Annotated in this window: 12 protein-coding genes and 1 pseudogene; 8 read left to right on the top strand and 5 right to left on the bottom strand. The window is 55.6% G+C overall.

Going from position 1 to position 13,884, the window contains the following annotated elements; genetic code table 11:
- Positions 1–255 (top strand): transposase (locus tag OCA8868_RS15140; protein WP_143849655.1); only part of this gene is annotated, 255 nt, incomplete at its 5' end.
- Positions 256–329: 74 nt separating this feature from the next.
- On the opposite strand, the pseudogene OCA8868_RS15135 reads toward OCA8868_RS15140, so the two are convergent.
- Positions 330–1,126 (bottom strand): annotated as a pseudogene (locus OCA8868_RS15135) (FGGY family carbohydrate kinase); the annotation flags it as partial.
- A gap of 194 nt (positions 1,127–1,320) precedes the next feature.
- Here OCA8868_RS15135 and OCA8868_RS15130 point away from each other — a divergent pair.
- Complete coding sequence (locus OCA8868_RS15130; protein WP_093997437.1) at positions 1,321–2,340, top strand: LacI family DNA-binding transcriptional regulator; 1,020 nt, start codon at positions 1,321–1,323, stop codon at positions 2,338–2,340.
- Positions 2,341–2,382: 42 nt separating this feature from the next.
- Here the strand turns inward: OCA8868_RS15130 and OCA8868_RS15125 are convergent, their stop codons facing one another.
- Genes OCA8868_RS15125 through OCA8868_RS15115 form a run of 3 tightly spaced genes read right to left on the bottom strand, consistent with a single transcriptional unit; the run spans position 2,383 to position 5,526 of the window.
- Positions 2,383–3,516, bottom strand: coding sequence for a Gfo/Idh/MocA family protein (locus tag OCA8868_RS15125; RefSeq protein WP_093997418.1), 1,134 nt, complete (start codon positions 3,514–3,516; stop codon positions 2,383–2,385).
- Positions 3,517–3,527: 11 nt separating this feature from the next.
- Positions 3,528–4,415: a TIM barrel protein gene (locus tag OCA8868_RS15120; RefSeq protein ID WP_093997417.1), complete on the bottom strand. Its 888-nt coding sequence runs from the start codon at positions 4,413–4,415 to the stop codon at positions 3,528–3,530.
- A 4-nt stretch (positions 4,416–4,419) separates the two neighbouring features.
- Positions 4,420–5,526 (bottom strand): Gfo/Idh/MocA family protein, encoded by a 1,107-nt coding sequence (locus OCA8868_RS15115; RefSeq protein WP_179214872.1) that lies wholly within the window; start codon positions 5,524–5,526, stop codon positions 4,420–4,422.
- A 116-nt stretch (positions 5,527–5,642) separates the two neighbouring features.
- Between OCA8868_RS15115 and iolD the strand changes: the two genes are divergently transcribed.
- The 6 genes from iolD to OCA8868_RS15085 are packed head-to-tail and all read left to right on the top strand — an operon-like array spanning position 5,643 to position 12,699.
- Positions 5,643–7,508: a 3D-(3,5/4)-trihydroxycyclohexane-1,2-dione acylhydrolase (decyclizing) gene (iolD, locus tag OCA8868_RS15110; protein WP_093997415.1), complete on the top strand. Its 1,866-nt coding sequence runs from the start codon at positions 5,643–5,645 to the stop codon at positions 7,506–7,508.
- On the top strand, positions 7,508–8,347 hold the full coding sequence (locus tag OCA8868_RS15105; protein WP_093997414.1) for a phytanoyl-CoA dioxygenase family protein: 840 nt from the start codon (positions 7,508–7,510) through the stop codon (positions 8,345–8,347). Before iolD ends, OCA8868_RS15105 begins: the two co-directional genes overlap by 1 nt.
- Positions 8,344–9,315 (top strand): 5-dehydro-2-deoxygluconokinase, encoded by a 972-nt coding sequence (iolC, locus tag OCA8868_RS15100; protein ID WP_093997413.1) that lies wholly within the window; start codon positions 8,344–8,346, stop codon positions 9,313–9,315. Before OCA8868_RS15105 ends, iolC begins: the two co-directional genes overlap by 4 nt.
- Positions 9,316–9,330: 15 nt before the next feature.
- Positions 9,331–10,185, top strand: a complete 855-nt coding sequence (locus OCA8868_RS15095) for a 5-deoxy-glucuronate isomerase (RefSeq protein WP_093997412.1) — start codon at positions 9,331–9,333, stop codon at positions 10,183–10,185.
- Entirely contained in the window at positions 10,182–11,015 is an 834-nt protein-coding gene (locus OCA8868_RS15090) for a class II fructose-bisphosphate aldolase (RefSeq protein ID WP_093997411.1), read from the top strand. The genes OCA8868_RS15095 and OCA8868_RS15090 overlap by 4 nt, the downstream gene beginning before the upstream one ends.
- Before the next feature lie 49 nt (positions 11,016–11,064).
- On the top strand, positions 11,065–12,699 hold the full coding sequence (locus OCA8868_RS15085; RefSeq protein WP_093997410.1) for a sulfatase-like hydrolase/transferase: 1,635 nt from the start codon (positions 11,065–11,067) through the stop codon (positions 12,697–12,699).
- Here OCA8868_RS15085 and kynU read toward each other — a convergent pair.
- A complete protein-coding gene (gene kynU / locus OCA8868_RS15080; protein WP_093997409.1) occupies positions 12,696–13,883 on the bottom strand; it encodes a kynureninase in 1,188 nt (395 codons plus the stop codon). The genes OCA8868_RS15085 and kynU overlap by 4 nt on opposite strands.
- Position 13,884 lies beyond the last annotated feature (1 nt).

Raw genomic sequence — 13,884 nt, 5'->3', positions numbered from 1 at the left:
ACCCGCGAAGAACATGAAGATGCCCGTCAGGTCGCGCGTGATATCGCAAAAACTAAGCAATATGCGATCTCAATGCGGCTGCGAAAGAAGGTCGAAATGCTCTTCGCACACCTCAAACGTATTCTGGGGTTGGGACGATTGCGATTACGCGGCCCATGCGGGGCAAATGACGAATTCCTACTCGCTGCCACCGCCCAAAACCTCCGCAAACTAGCGAAGATCTTTCCTGCACCGCAGCAAGCGTGCAAAGCCTGATCAGAAAGGCGCTCGCGCTGTGTTGAGAATCGTACTTTCTGCGCTCGCAACACATTGTTCTTCAACAGACTCAGCCTGTATCCAGCATTCGCTGCAAACAACACGCCAGATGTTCCGAGCGACAAGAACCCTGTACCGTTATTCACCACGCCCGCGCCAATCGCCGCAGCCGCGTTATCTCCAGCACCGCCCGCGACCACAACTTGCGGCAAACCAAGCTCTGCCGCCAAGTCTGCCCGCAGGCGACCAGACATAGCTGAACCCTCAACAAGCGAGGGCATCCGGGAACGCTCTAATTGGCACGCTGAAAGTAGCTCATCTGACCAATCCCGCGGCCAGTATCAAACCACGCGGTGCCCGCTGCATCCGACATTTCAGATGTATGCTCTCCCGTTAGAAACAGCCGCAGGTAATCCTTAGGGAGCAGCACCTTGGCAATCTTGCTGAAAACATCAGGTTCGTTTTTACGTATCCATTCAACCTTGGGTGCGGTGAACCCAGGAAAAACAATGTTCCCTGTAACCGCGCGAAACTGTGGATCACTGTCCATATGCGCCGCTTCGGCATGGCTACGTGTATCGTTCCAAAGCAGACAGGGCCGGAGCACCCTGTCATCAACACCAATCAGCGTCGCGCCATGCATGTGTCCAGCCAGACCAATTCCCTTCAGACCGCTGCAATCAACCTGAGCACTAAGCGCCTTAAGCGCCTGTACAACTCCATCGCACCACGCTTTTGGGTCTTGCTCAGACCAACCATCATGTCGACGTTGAACCGTCAACGAAACCAAATGCACAGCCAGAACCGCCTGTTTCTCATTGACCAAAATCGCTTTGAGAGACGAGGTTCCTAAATCTAGCCCGATAAACATGAAGTGCCTTTTCTGGGTGCTTTCCGTGGGTGTATGCTTACCGCTGTCCTACCCGAAACCGAGGCATAGCCAAAGCCACGATGTCGGCTTTCTGCATCCGGTTGCAAAACCGACATATTTTCTGCATTCTCCACCGCCAAAGAATGTTGGGCGCCCTCTGTCCAGCCAATCGATCATATGGAACCTACGCGCCGATGCCCGTCACCCTCAAAGATGTCGCCAACCGCGCAGGAGTGTCTACCTCGGCCGTGTCACGCACGTTTACCGACGGTGCGTCGGTTTCGGAAAAAATGCGTGTCAAAGTTGAAACAGCCGCCTCCGAGTTGGGGTATGCCCCAAATGCCTTAGCGTCATCCCTGACCACTGGGCGCACCAAACTCATCGGGCTCGTGTCTAACAACTTCCACAACCCGATTTTCTTGGAAGTCTTCGATCTTTTTACGCGCAAACTGCAAGACCGTGGCCTGCGCCCGTTACTCATGAACCTTAGCGGTGAACCCGACGCGGTTACTGCGGTTCGCCGCCTGCAGCAATACTCCGTTGATGGCGTCATCGTCGCGTCCTCTACACTTTCGCCTGAGTTTTCTAAAGCATTCCGCGACGCGGGCGTTTCAGTGGTTAACAGTTTTGGGCGGTTTTCGACCGAGCCGGAAGTGCATGTTGTCGGTGTCGATAACTCTGAATGTGGCCGCATGGCGGGGCGCGAACTTGTGCGGCGCGGCTATAAATCGGTCGCGCTTCTTGGTGGCCCAGAAACTGCGACCTCAACACAAGACCGTTTCCGCGGGTTCTCACAAGAACTCGCGAAACATCCCGAGATCGCCTATAGCCATTCTTTCGCATCTGACTATTCTTTCGATGCCGGGCGCGCAGAAATGCAACGCCTGATTAAACGCGGATATCTGGCAGAAGCGTATTTTTGCGGTGATGACGTTCTGTCAATCGGCGCCCTATCCGCCCTTGCAGACGCAGGGCTGAACGTCCCCGAAGATATCGGCATTATCGGCTTCAACGATATGGAAATGGCGCGCTGGCAAAACATCAACCTCAGCACGATTGGCCAACCGATTGCGCAGATTATCAGCGCCTCAGTTGACCTCATCGTTGAGATGCTGGACGATCCCGAACGCGCACCCGAGGTACGTTTGTTCCCTTGCAATATGGTAGAACGCGGAACTCTGCGCCCACTACGGGACGCGGCGAACACGCAATAATTGGGCGCCCGCCGCGAAGATTTTCAATATTGGGCCATAGCCTTAGCGGTACATCGGTGGACGCGCGTCCACCCATTCGCCGTTAGCCTTTGCCGAAGCAACAGCCTGATGAACCGCCGCCATAGAACGCACGCCGTCTTCAGCAGTAGGCAATCCGTCGCGGGTTTCGCCACGAATACTTGCAGCAAGATCAACGTAAATGTTCGCCACCGCTAAAGGGAAACCTTCTGGATGTGCAATCGCAACGCGGCTCATCCGGCCCGCCTCATCTGACAATCCGCCCTCGCCTTTTTCCATGATCTGCGTGCGACCACCGACAGGCGTGTAGTAAACTTGGTTCGGCTGTTCAGACGCCCAGCGCATACCGCCGGTTTCGCCAAACACCTGAATTTCAAACCCGTGCTGACGCCCAATCGCAACCGAGCTGGTCCAAAGCCGCCCAACAGTGCCGCCATCCATGCGGAAATTCACCATCGCATCGTCTTCCAGATCACGGCTGGCAATCGTAGAGGCAAAATCCGCCGACAAGCTTCGGACATTGTCACCGGCAATAAAGCTCGCCATGTGCAGCGCGTGAATGCCGCAGTCAGCGAATTGGCCGGATACACCCGCCATAGCCGGATCATAGCGCCAGCGAACACGCGGATTGTCTGCATCCGTTGCATCGCCGTGGTGGCCATGGCTGAAATTGCTGACAACAAGGCGGATTTTACCGACCTGCCCTGTGCGCACTATTTCACGCATTTCGCGCACCATCGGATACGCGGAATAGCAATAGTTCACCGCGCAAATCTTGCCCGTCTTTTCGGCGATTTTCACGATCTCCTCGCCTTCCTCAACGGTCATCGTCATCGGCTTTTCGCAAAGCACGTTGAAGCCACCTTCAAGGAACGCCTTGGTGATTTCAAAATGCGTGGAATTCGGCGTGGCCACCGTGACCAGATCAACGCGATCCTCTCGCGCGCTTTCGCCCGCCAGCATCTCACGCCAGTCGCCGTAGGCACGATCTGCCGCAACGCCCAAACGCTGTGCATAATCGCGCCCTTTGTCAGCGTCATGGTCCAATGCGCCCGCCGCAAGAACAAAGTTCCCGTCCGCCTGTGCGCCCAAACGGTGTGCTGGTCCGATCTGGCTGCCTTCGCCGCCACCAATCATACCCCAATTAAGTCGTGTCATATTATTATTCCTTAGAAACCAATAGATTGAAGGTATTCGCGGTTCGCTTGCGCATCTTCCATCGGGGTGCCTGGCATGGATGGATCGCAGTCTTGCTCAACGGTGCACCAACCTTCAAAGTTATTATCCAACAGAACCTGACGCACGGCCGCGAAATCAACATCGCCCTGCCCGAGGTTACAGAAAATCCCTTGACCGCAGGCTGTGTAAAAATCGGTGCGTTTGGCGACAACATCGGCCTTCACCACCGGATCGATATCCTTGAAGTGCATGTAGGAAATCCGGTCGATATTGCGCTTCATAAACGCGACCGGATCGAAGCCCGCATAGGAATGGTGGCCCGTATCAAAACAAATTTTCAGAATGGATTCGTCGACTTCTGACAACAGACGATCAAGCTCTGGTTCAAAATCCATGAACCCGCCAGCATGGGCGTGAATGCCGACAGTTAGGCCGTGATCGACGCCAATCTTGGCGGTCTCAGCGATACGGTCGCGGTACGCTGTCCACTCGGCCTTATCCATTTGTTCCGCTTCAGCCGCACGGCCCGCAGTCGGTGCGCGGCGCGGTGAAATTGAATCGATCAGAACGAGGTGCTTTGCCCCATGCGCCGCCAGCGCTTTACACGTCCGCAACGTGCCATCCAGAACATCGTCCCACGCCTCAGGGTCGTGGTAAGGGCGGAAGACAACGCCACCGATCAGTTCAAGATCTTGCTCAGCCAAAGCCTCACCCAGAACAGCAGGGTCTTCGGGCATAAAACCAACGGGCCCTAGCTCAATCCCCTTGTACCCCGCCTCAGCACACTGGCTCAGCACAGATTGCCACGTGGGATACGCCGGATCGGACGCAAATTCGATGCCCCAAGAACAGGGCGCATTGCCGATACGAATAGTCATAGTGTTAGCCTTTCGAAGAAACGTTCAGCCAGCATCGTTTTTTAGCTGACAAAAGTGCGGTGTGGACGATACGGGCCACGTCGAGCCCGTCACGGAATGTTGGCCAAACAGGTTGGCTGCTATGAATGGCGTGCAGAAAATCGCGCGCTTCAATGATAATTTGGTCTTGGTACCCAGTACCGTGGCCTGGGCCTTGGCAGAACGGCTCATAGTCAGGATGCGCCGGACCGGTCAAAACTTTGCGAAACCCGCGCTCGGCCTCTGGGTCATCCATCTTGTATAGCCAGATAGTGTTCTGGTCTTCTTGATCAAACTTGATCGCGCCCTTAGTGCCCGTCACCTCATATGCGTAGCCCATTTTACGCCCCATTGCGACGCGGCTAAAAAACATCTGCCCCATCACGCCGTTTTCAAAGCGGCACATCATTTGGGCGTGATCATCATTTGTCACCGCCCCACCGGGGCGGGTTTTGTGAATGGTTTCAACTTCAGCAATCAGGCTTTCAATCGGCCCGATCAACGCCAGCGCGCCATTGATCATATGCGGCGCAAGGTCGCCCATCGTGCCGTTCGCCATGCCAAGTGTGCGCCATGTTGCGGGGGCGTTCGGATCGGCCAGAAAATCTTCGGTATGTTCGCCGCGAAACGCCGTGACATCGCCAATCGCACCCTCCGCAATCAGCTTGCGGGCATATTGGGACGCAGGTGTTCGGATATAGTTGTAGCCAACCATATTGGCGACGCCGCTTGCTTCGGCGGCCTGCACCATCGCGTCAGCATCCGCGAGGTCGGCCCCCATCGGCTTTTCGCACATCACAGGTTTTCCAAGCGCAAACGCGGCCTCTGCGATTTCACGGTGGGTCGATTGCGGTGTGGCGACAACAATCGCCCCAACCTTCGGGTCTTCCACCAGTTCGCGCCAGTTATCCGTCGCCCGTGCGAACCCATATGCGGCGCGATACCGTTCCGCTGATTCTACCGAGGACGCGCAAATCATCTCAAGGCGCGGACGAAGGGCCGTATTGAACACAGCGCCAACAGCCGCCATCGCAACCGAATGGGCCTTACCCATATAGCCACCACCCAAGATTCCGATGCCAATTTCTGTCACGACTATTCCTTTTCTCAAAACCAGTTTGCAACCGGTTGCAAAATGGTTATCGTTTGAGTCTGAAACCCGCAAGATACAATCTTCTTGCGCCACGACTTTGAGAGGACACCGCCCCAATGACGGATGCAACCATTCGCCTGACCACTGCACAGGCCATCATTCGCTATTTGGACAATCAATTCATTGAAATTGATGGAGAAGAACTGCGCGTTTGCGGCGGTGGCTTCGGTATTTTCGGCCACGGAAACGTGACCTGTCTGGGTGAAGCGCTTTATGGCGTGCAAGACACCCTGCCGCTTTATCGCGGGCAAAACGAACAAGGCATGGGATTCGCCGCTGCCGCATATGCCAAGCAATGGCTGCGCCAGCGGTTCATGCTTTGCACCGCTTCTGCCGGCCCCGGTACTGCGAACCTGCTGACAAGCGCGGGCCTTGCCCATGCCAACCGTCTACCGATGTTGATGCTGTGTGGTGATACGTTTCTGACCCGCCTGCCCGATCCGGTTTTGCAGCAAATGGAACACTTCAACGACCCGACCTTCGGCGTAAACGACGCTTTCAAGGCCGTCAGCCGTTACTGGGACCGCATCACGCATCCCGCGCAAATCATCCAATCCCTGCCAAACGCATTAGCGACCATGTTGGACCCTGCCGATTGCGGCCCCGCTTTCATTGGTCTTCCGCAAGACGTGCAAGGTTGGGCATACGATTATCCAGAAGCGTTCTTCGCCAAAAAGGTGCACAAAATTCGCCGACAGCGCCCCTGCGCAGACGAAATCGCCGCGGCACGCGAAGTTATCATGAATGCCAAACGCCCCGTAATCATCGCAGGCGGCGGCGTGCAATACTCCCGCGCAGTGAAAGAACTAACCGCACTCGCTGAAACCCGTTCGATCCCCGTGGTCGAAACCATCGCAGGGCGCGCCAATATGATGGCGGATCATCCGCTCAACATCGGGCCTGTAGGTGTCACCGGTTCTGACAGCGCCAATGCGGTTGCCGAAAAGGCGGACGTCATCATCGCCGTTGGCACGCGTCTTCAGGATTTCACGACGGGGTCATGGACGGCATTTGCCAAAGATGCACATATCGTTGGAGTAAACGTCGGGCGTCATGACGCGATGAAGCACCAATCAACACCCGTTGTTGGCGACGCCAAGGTCGCGTTGAAAGACCTGCACCAAGCCCTACGCGGTGTGAAATACGATACATCATGGACAGAATTCGCCCAAGCAGAACGCGCGAAATGGGACGCTTACGTTGCTGACAACGTCGCGCACGGCAACCGTCCGAACAGCTATGCCCAAGCTATCGGCGTAGTGAACGATCTTTGCGATCCGCGCGACCGAGTTGTTGCTGCGGCGGGTGGTCTTCCGGCCGAGGTCACCGCCAACTGGCGCACCAAGGATATCGGCACCGTCGACGTCGAGTTCGGCTTTTCCTGCATGGGCTATGAAATCGCAGGCGGCTGGGGTGCACGTATCGCCCAAGCCCAGCGCGAGCCGGAACGGGACACCATCGTCTTTACGGGCGACGGGTCCTACTTGCTGATGAACAGCGACATTTATTCGTCCGTCCTAACACAGAAAAAGCTTATCATTCTTGTGCTTGATAACGGCGGCTTCGCCGTCATCAACAAGCTGCAAAACAACACGGGCAATGAAAGCTTTAACAACCTGATCGCGGACACCCCGACAGCCACACATCAAGTGGGCGTTGATTTCGAAGCCCACGCTGCTGCGATGGGTGCCAACGCTGAAACCGTATCAAACCCCGCTGAATTGGGCGAGGCTTTCAAACGTGCCAAAGCTGCCGACAAAACCAGCGTCATCGTCATGAAAGTCGACGCCTATGAAGGCTGGACGACCGAAGGGCACACATGGTGGGAAGTTGGCACGCCGGAAGTATCTGAAAGTGAAAAAGTACGCGATGCCCACACCGATTGGGAATCTTCACGTGCCAAACAACGTAAGGGTCTATAATGAAGAGCTACACCGCAAAAACCGCGACACCTGACGCCATCGTAGATGAGCTTTTGAACGGCGGCGGCGCTGTCAAAATTTCTGGCCTCTTTAGTACCGATCAGATCGCTGAAGCCCGCGCCATCATAATGGAGCACTCCGAAAGCGACAGCGAAAAAGCCACCCATTTCCAAGGGGCTGCTGAGGAAAGCGGCAAGATAAATCTGCAACGCCGCGTCTGGAACCTGCTTGCTAAAGGCGATGTGTTTTCCGACATGGCCGCCCACCCTGTTTTGATGGATATCTTGCGTAAGTTCCTCGGCACCGAATTCATTATGGGTTCAATCGCCGCCAACCGCATCCTTCCCGGCGGACCTGGCCAAGAACCGCACGTGGACTACCCTTATTGGGACTATCACAAGCCCGAAACACACCCGATTGGCTTTAACGGGTCTTTCCCGATGAATGCACAGGTCTCTGTTATTCTGGACCCCTTCACCGTTGAAAGCGGCGCGACGGGCTACATGCCCGGCAGCCAAAAAGAGCTGCGCTATCCGACGGCAGAAGACAAATTCTTTGACACTTGTGAACAGATGATCGGAGAGCCTGGCGATGTCGCGCTATTTTATGGCGTCACTTGGCACTGCGCGATGCCCAACAATGCCGACCATGATCGCAACGCCGTGCTAATCCAGTACCTTCCGAAATGGGTGAAGCCGATGGAAGATATGCCAGCTGCGCTACCACAGTCGTTCATGGATGCAGCCAGCCCTGACATACGTCAATTGTTAGGCTTGAACTATCCTTACCCAGAGGTTTTGGACGCGGCCAAAGCAGGTAACACGGAAGGTCGAAAGTGACAGCTCTTCAAGGGATCAAAGGCGGCAAATTTATCGTAGTCGGGCGTGTTGGAATGGACCTGTCCCCGGTTGGTCGCACACAAACGGAACATGCCACTGATATGTTCGTTGCCATGGGAGGGTCATCCGCCAATATCGCGGCAGGCCTCGTGAAACTGGGACTATCTGCCGACCTTGTCACCTGCATTTCTGATGATGCGGTAGGCCGTTACTGCCTGAACCAGTTGGATAATTATGGTGTTGGCCGCACCTATGTCCGCACAATCCAAGGCGAAGAGCGCACGTCGCTCGCCGTTTATGAAACCCGCGTCGAGGACCACCAATCGGTAATCTATCGAAACAATGCCGCCGATTTTCAGATGTCTTTGCAAGACGTTGAAGGTGTTGACTACAGCCAGTTCACAGCCCTGATCACGGCTGGCACAGTCTTTGCTGCCGAACCGTCGCGCGCCGCTGCCCTCCGCGCGTTTGAACTGGCCAAGGCTGCGGGCATTCCGATCATTTTTGATGTCGATTATCGCCCCTATTCTTGGCCATCCCCAGAAGTCGCCGCCGACGTTCTGTCGCGTGCGGGTGCAATGTCTGATGTAATCATCGGCAATGACGAAGAGTTCGGCTTTATGGCGGGTAGCATCGACAAGGGCCTCGCCAAGGCACGCGACCTTGCCTCAACCAATGCGGAAATCGTCGTCTATAAAATGGGCCACAAAGGCGCTGTTACTTTTGCGGGTGGTGAAGAAATCACGACAGGGATTTACCCTGTGGAGGCCGTCAAACCAACGGGCGCAGGCGACAGTTTTTTGGCCGGTTTCATGGCAGGCCTTGCAGACGGGCGCCCAATGCGTGACGCCATTTTACGCGGCTCTGCTTGTGCATCCATCGTTGTTTCACAACCCGGTTGCGCACCCGCAATGCCCAATACCGACCAGCTAGAAATGTTTCTTCTCGACCATCCAGGTGCCACCTAACCCAAGGACCGACCCATGCACATCGCCCCACACGACAACCAGAACAATCCAATCGTCGACATCGATGACCCGACGGTGCCGCTGAACTATTTCAACATCGTCAAACTGAAGGCGGGCGAGACGTTTGAGTACCAAACGCCGGGCTATGAAACATGTATCGCTCCTGCCACGGGAACCGTTGATATTGACGTCGAAGGCGTGAAGTTCGCGGCACTTGGCAATCGCGGTGTTGACGTTTGGGATGGCGAACCCGAAGGCGTCTATGTTCCTGTTGGAGCCAAAGCCAGCATGGTAGCTGTGAATGACACCGAAGTCTTCGTAGCCGGCGCGCGCTATGACAAAGTCCTCGACCCGTTTGATGTGCGCGTGGCCGAGCTAGACACTGTACAGTACGGCTCTGATGACACGAAAACCCACCGTAAAATCAAACATATCTTGGGAACAAAGTACCACGACAAGGTTGGTCGCTTATTGGTATCCGAGCTGTTCACCGTTGGCCAAGGTGGCTGGTCCGGCTTTCCGGCACACAAGCACGACACCGACCGCAAAGACGAGGACGGCAACATCATCGAAACCCGCCACGACGAAACCTACAACTTCCGCTTCCGCCCAAACCACGGCGGTGGTGTGCAGATCATCCAGCACGAAGACGGCAAGCCCGGCGATGCGCATCACTTGATGGATAGCTCCACCATTTTGCTCGGCTCGGGGTACCATCCTTGCGTCGTCTTGCCGGGATACGAGATGTATTACTTCACGATCCTTGGCGGGCTTTCCCAGCGCTCGCTCGTGCAGTTTTTCCAGCCAACATTTGCCAACCAGATCGAAACGATTCCGGGCATCAAAGACATGATTGCGAAGTTCAAATGACACTCGCCACCCTTAAAGACGTTGTTCAACCTGCGTTGTCAGGCGGCTACGCTGTGGCTGGTCTTGTAACCCTCGGCTGGGAAGATACGCGCGCCTATGTCGCCGCGGCTGAGGCCGAGAATTGCCCTGTAATTCTTCAGGCTGGACCGGGATGTCGCGAACATACGCCTTTGCCGATCTTGGGAAAAATGTTCCGCCATTTGGCTGAAGCGTCTAGTGTTCCTGTCGTTGCACACCTCGATCATGGCTACACGTTTGAGGAATGCAAAGAAGCGCTTGAGTCCGGCTTTACCTCCCTCATGTTTGATGGATCGCGAAAACCGCTACAACAAAACATCGATGAAACCGCTGCCATCGCGGAAATGGCCCATGCCGCGGGTATCTCCTGCGAGGGTGAGATTGGCTTTGTCGGCTATTCCGGCGGTGAGCAATCCGCAGGTACCGATCCAGAGGAAGCCGCCAAATTCGCTGCCGAAACTGGCGTCGACGCCATGGCGATTTCCGTTGGCAACGTGCACCTGCAAACGGACAAAGACGGCGGGTTGGACGAACCCCGCATCCGCGCAATTGAAGCGGTGACAAACGTGCCGCTGGTAATTCATGGCGGATCAGGCGTGCCAATGGCCCAGCGCAAATTGCTCGCCCAGACGTCAAACGTGTGCAAGTTCAACATCGGCACAGAACTGCGCATGGCCTTTGGATCTGCGCTTCGCACAGCGGTTAACAGCGATGCCTATCGCTTTGATCGTGTTCAAATCCTGAAAGACACGCATGATCCGCTTGTCGCGGCAACGCGAACTGTGTTGCGTGGTTTTCTACCTGCCAGCTGACGGCAAAGCGCCGCTCGACTTCCGACATTCACACAGTTTAATAGATGACATGAACATCCTCTACATCATGTTTGACCAGCTGCGGTTCGACTACCTCAGCTGCGCTGGCCACAAGACGCTCAAGACCCCGCACATGGACCGCATCGCGCAAATGGGCGTGCGGTTCACCAACTGTTACACGCAATCGCCTGTTTGTGGCGCGGCACGCATGTCGGCGTACACGGGGCGGTATGTGTCATCGCATGGTGCGCAATGGAACGGCCATCCCCTTCGCGTTGGTGAGCCGACCTTAGGCGACCATCTGCGCGACAATGATGTCGGGTGCTGGCTAATCGGCAAAACGCACATGAAAGCAGACGCGAAAGGAATGGCGCGCCTTGGCCTCGCGCCTGACAGCATCATCGGCGCACGGCAGGCTGAATGCGGCTTTGACGTTTGGTGCCGTGACGATGGGCTTTGGGCGCAGGGACCTGACGGATTTTATGATACCAAACGCAGCCCCTATAACGAATACCTGAAATCCAAAGGGTACACTGGTGAAAACCCGTGGGCGGACTTCGCCAACGCAGCGACGAATGGCGCAAATATTGCGAGCGGCTGGTTCATGTCCAACGCCAACAAACCCGCAAACATCTATGAGGACGACAGCGAAACCCCTTGGCTTACCTCTCAGGCAATCGACTTCATGGAGCAAGCCAAAGGCCCATGGTGCGCCCATGTCAGCTACATCAAACCTCATTGGCCCTACATCGTGCCAGCACCATACCACGACATGTACAGCGTGGACGACATCCAGCCCGTCGTCAGATCAAAGGCTGAGCAGAACGATCCGAACCTAATTTTTGGCGCTTTCATGGATGGGCGCATTGGTCGTGCTTTTGCTCGTGACGACGTCCGTGAAACCGTCATTCCCGCGTATATGGGCCTGATAAAGCAATGCGACGACCAAATGGGGCGTTTGCTGAAATACCTCGAAGATTCAGGTCAGCTCGACAGCACCATGATCATTTTAACGTCCGATCATGGTGACTATCTGGGAGATCATTGGATGGGTGAAAAGGACCTGTTCCACGCGCCGTCGGTCAAAGTACCGCTCATCGTATATGACCCACGCGAAACGGCAAACCCAACACGCGGTCGAACCTGTGATGCGTTGGTCGAATCTATTGATGTAACGGCGACAATCATCGCTGCGTCCGGTGGTGTCGTTCCGGATCACATCGTCGAAGGGCGATCATTGATGCCCTACGTTGAGGGACGCGAACCCGACACCCCGCGTGCATTCGTGATTAGTGAGTATGACTATTCGCTGCATCCAGTGTGTTCGGCTTTGGGTACGCCACCGCGCGATGCCCGCCTGTTCATGGTGGCCACTCATGATTGGAAACTGATCCACGCTGAGGGTGGCTTTCCCCCAATGCTTTTCGACCTCAAGAACGATCCTGATGAACTACAAGATCTCGGGCGCGATCCTGACTATGCGCGGCAGCGTGCGGCCCTATACGAACATTTACATTCGTGGGGCCTACGCATGTCTCAGCGGATAACAATTTCCGACAGCGACATAATTCATCGCCGCGAGAACGGTGCTGCTACGGGAGTGGTACTCGGCGTATTCGATGAAGGCGATATTTCCCCGCATCAGGTTTCTAGCTACGTCGGAAAGGTTCCTCCGCGGGCTTAAGTTACACGACCCTTGGTCTTATACTTCGGATCATCCCAGATGCGATTGTCCAAAACATCCGCGAGAACCTCGACCGCCCCCAACACATCGTTTTCGTCGATATAGAGAGGCGTGAACCCGAAACGGATCAAGTTTGGTGCACGGAAGTCGCCAATCACGTCACGCGCAATCAAGGCCTGCATCACAGCGAACGCATTGTCGTGGGCAAAGGACACTTGGCTGCCGCGCTGCGCACCATCGCGCGGTGAAAACAGTGTAAGTTCGGGGCAGCGTTTCTCGACCTCGGTGATAAACAAATCCGTCAAACGAATGGACGCTGTACGGACGTCCGCCATCTCGACGCCATCCCAAACACCCAACGCGGCTTCTAACGCGGTCAGCTGCAACACGGGTGGCGTGCCAACCCGCATTCGCTCAATCCCCATTGCGGGGCGGTAGTCTTGCTCAAACGCAAATGGCGCATCGTGCCCGAGCCAGCCGGAAAGCGCAGGTTTAATGCCTTCAATCACATCTGGGTGCACGTAGATAAACGCCGGCGCGCCCGGCCCCCCGTTGAGGTATTTGTACGTACAACCAACGGCAAACTCACAACCACAACCTGCCAGATCAACCGGAACAGCCCCCGCCGAGTGCGCCAAATCCCAGATCATAACGGCGCCCGCGTCATGGGCCTTCGCCGTCATCGCGGCCATGTCATGCATCCGACCTGATCGGTAATCCACTTGCGTGATCATCACTGCAGCGACTTCATTAGTGATGGCCTCCATCACGTCCTCGGGCGCGACGATCCGCAGCTCATGCCCCTGCCCAAGCTGCGCAATCAGCCCTTGGGCCATATACAGATCAGACGGGAAATTGCCGCTATCAGACAGAATAACCTTACGCTCAGGCCGCATCTGCACCGCCGCCGACAACGCCTGATAGACCTTCACCGACAGTGTATCCCCCATCGTGACCGTGCCTTCGGGCGCGCCAATCAGCTTACCGACCATATTGCCAACGCGCATCGGCTGGCCCATCCAATCATCGACATTCCAGCCTTTGATCAGATGTGCGCCCCACTGGTCCGTCACCATTGAACTAAGAACGGAATTCACAGTTTTCGGCAATGGGCCCAACGAGTTACCATCAAGATAGATCATGCCATCAGGCAATTCGAAAAAATCTTTTCGCGGCAATGTCATA

Source organism: Octadecabacter ascidiaceicola (assembly GCF_900185015.1).
Lineage (GTDB): Bacteria > Pseudomonadota > Alphaproteobacteria > Rhodobacterales > Rhodobacteraceae > Octadecabacter > Octadecabacter ascidiaceicola.
This window is presented reverse-complemented; position numbering and strand designations above follow the sequence as displayed.

What these genes read in the sequence shown, in the direction of transcription:
- OCA8868_RS15130 (WP_093997437.1), top strand. Translation starts at nt 1,321, where the DNA reads ATGCCCGTCACCCTCAAAGATGTCGCCAACCGCGCAGGAGTGTCTACC.
- OCA8868_RS15125 (WP_093997418.1), bottom strand. Translation starts at nt 3,516, where the DNA reads ATGACACGACTTAATTGGGGTATGATTGGTGGCGGCGAAGGCAGCCAG.
- kynU (WP_093997409.1), bottom strand. Translation starts at nt 13,883, where the DNA reads ATGACATTGCCGCGAAAAGATTTTTTCGAATTGCCTGATGGCATGATC.
- OCA8868_RS15120 (WP_093997417.1), bottom strand. Translation starts at nt 4,415, where the DNA reads ATGACTATTCGTATCGGCAATGCGCCCTGTTCTTGGGGCATCGAATTT.
- OCA8868_RS15105 (WP_093997414.1), top strand. Translation starts at nt 7,508, where the DNA reads ATGAAGAGCTACACCGCAAAAACCGCGACACCTGACGCCATCGTAGAT.
- OCA8868_RS15085 (WP_093997410.1), top strand. Translation starts at nt 11,065, where the DNA reads ATGAACATCCTCTACATCATGTTTGACCAGCTGCGGTTCGACTACCTC.
- iolD (WP_093997415.1), top strand. Translation starts at nt 5,643, where the DNA reads ATGACGGATGCAACCATTCGCCTGACCACTGCACAGGCCATCATTCGC.
- OCA8868_RS15090 (WP_093997411.1), top strand. Translation starts at nt 10,182, where the DNA reads ATGACACTCGCCACCCTTAAAGACGTTGTTCAACCTGCGTTGTCAGGC.
- OCA8868_RS15095 (WP_093997412.1), top strand. Translation starts at nt 9,331, where the DNA reads ATGCACATCGCCCCACACGACAACCAGAACAATCCAATCGTCGACATC.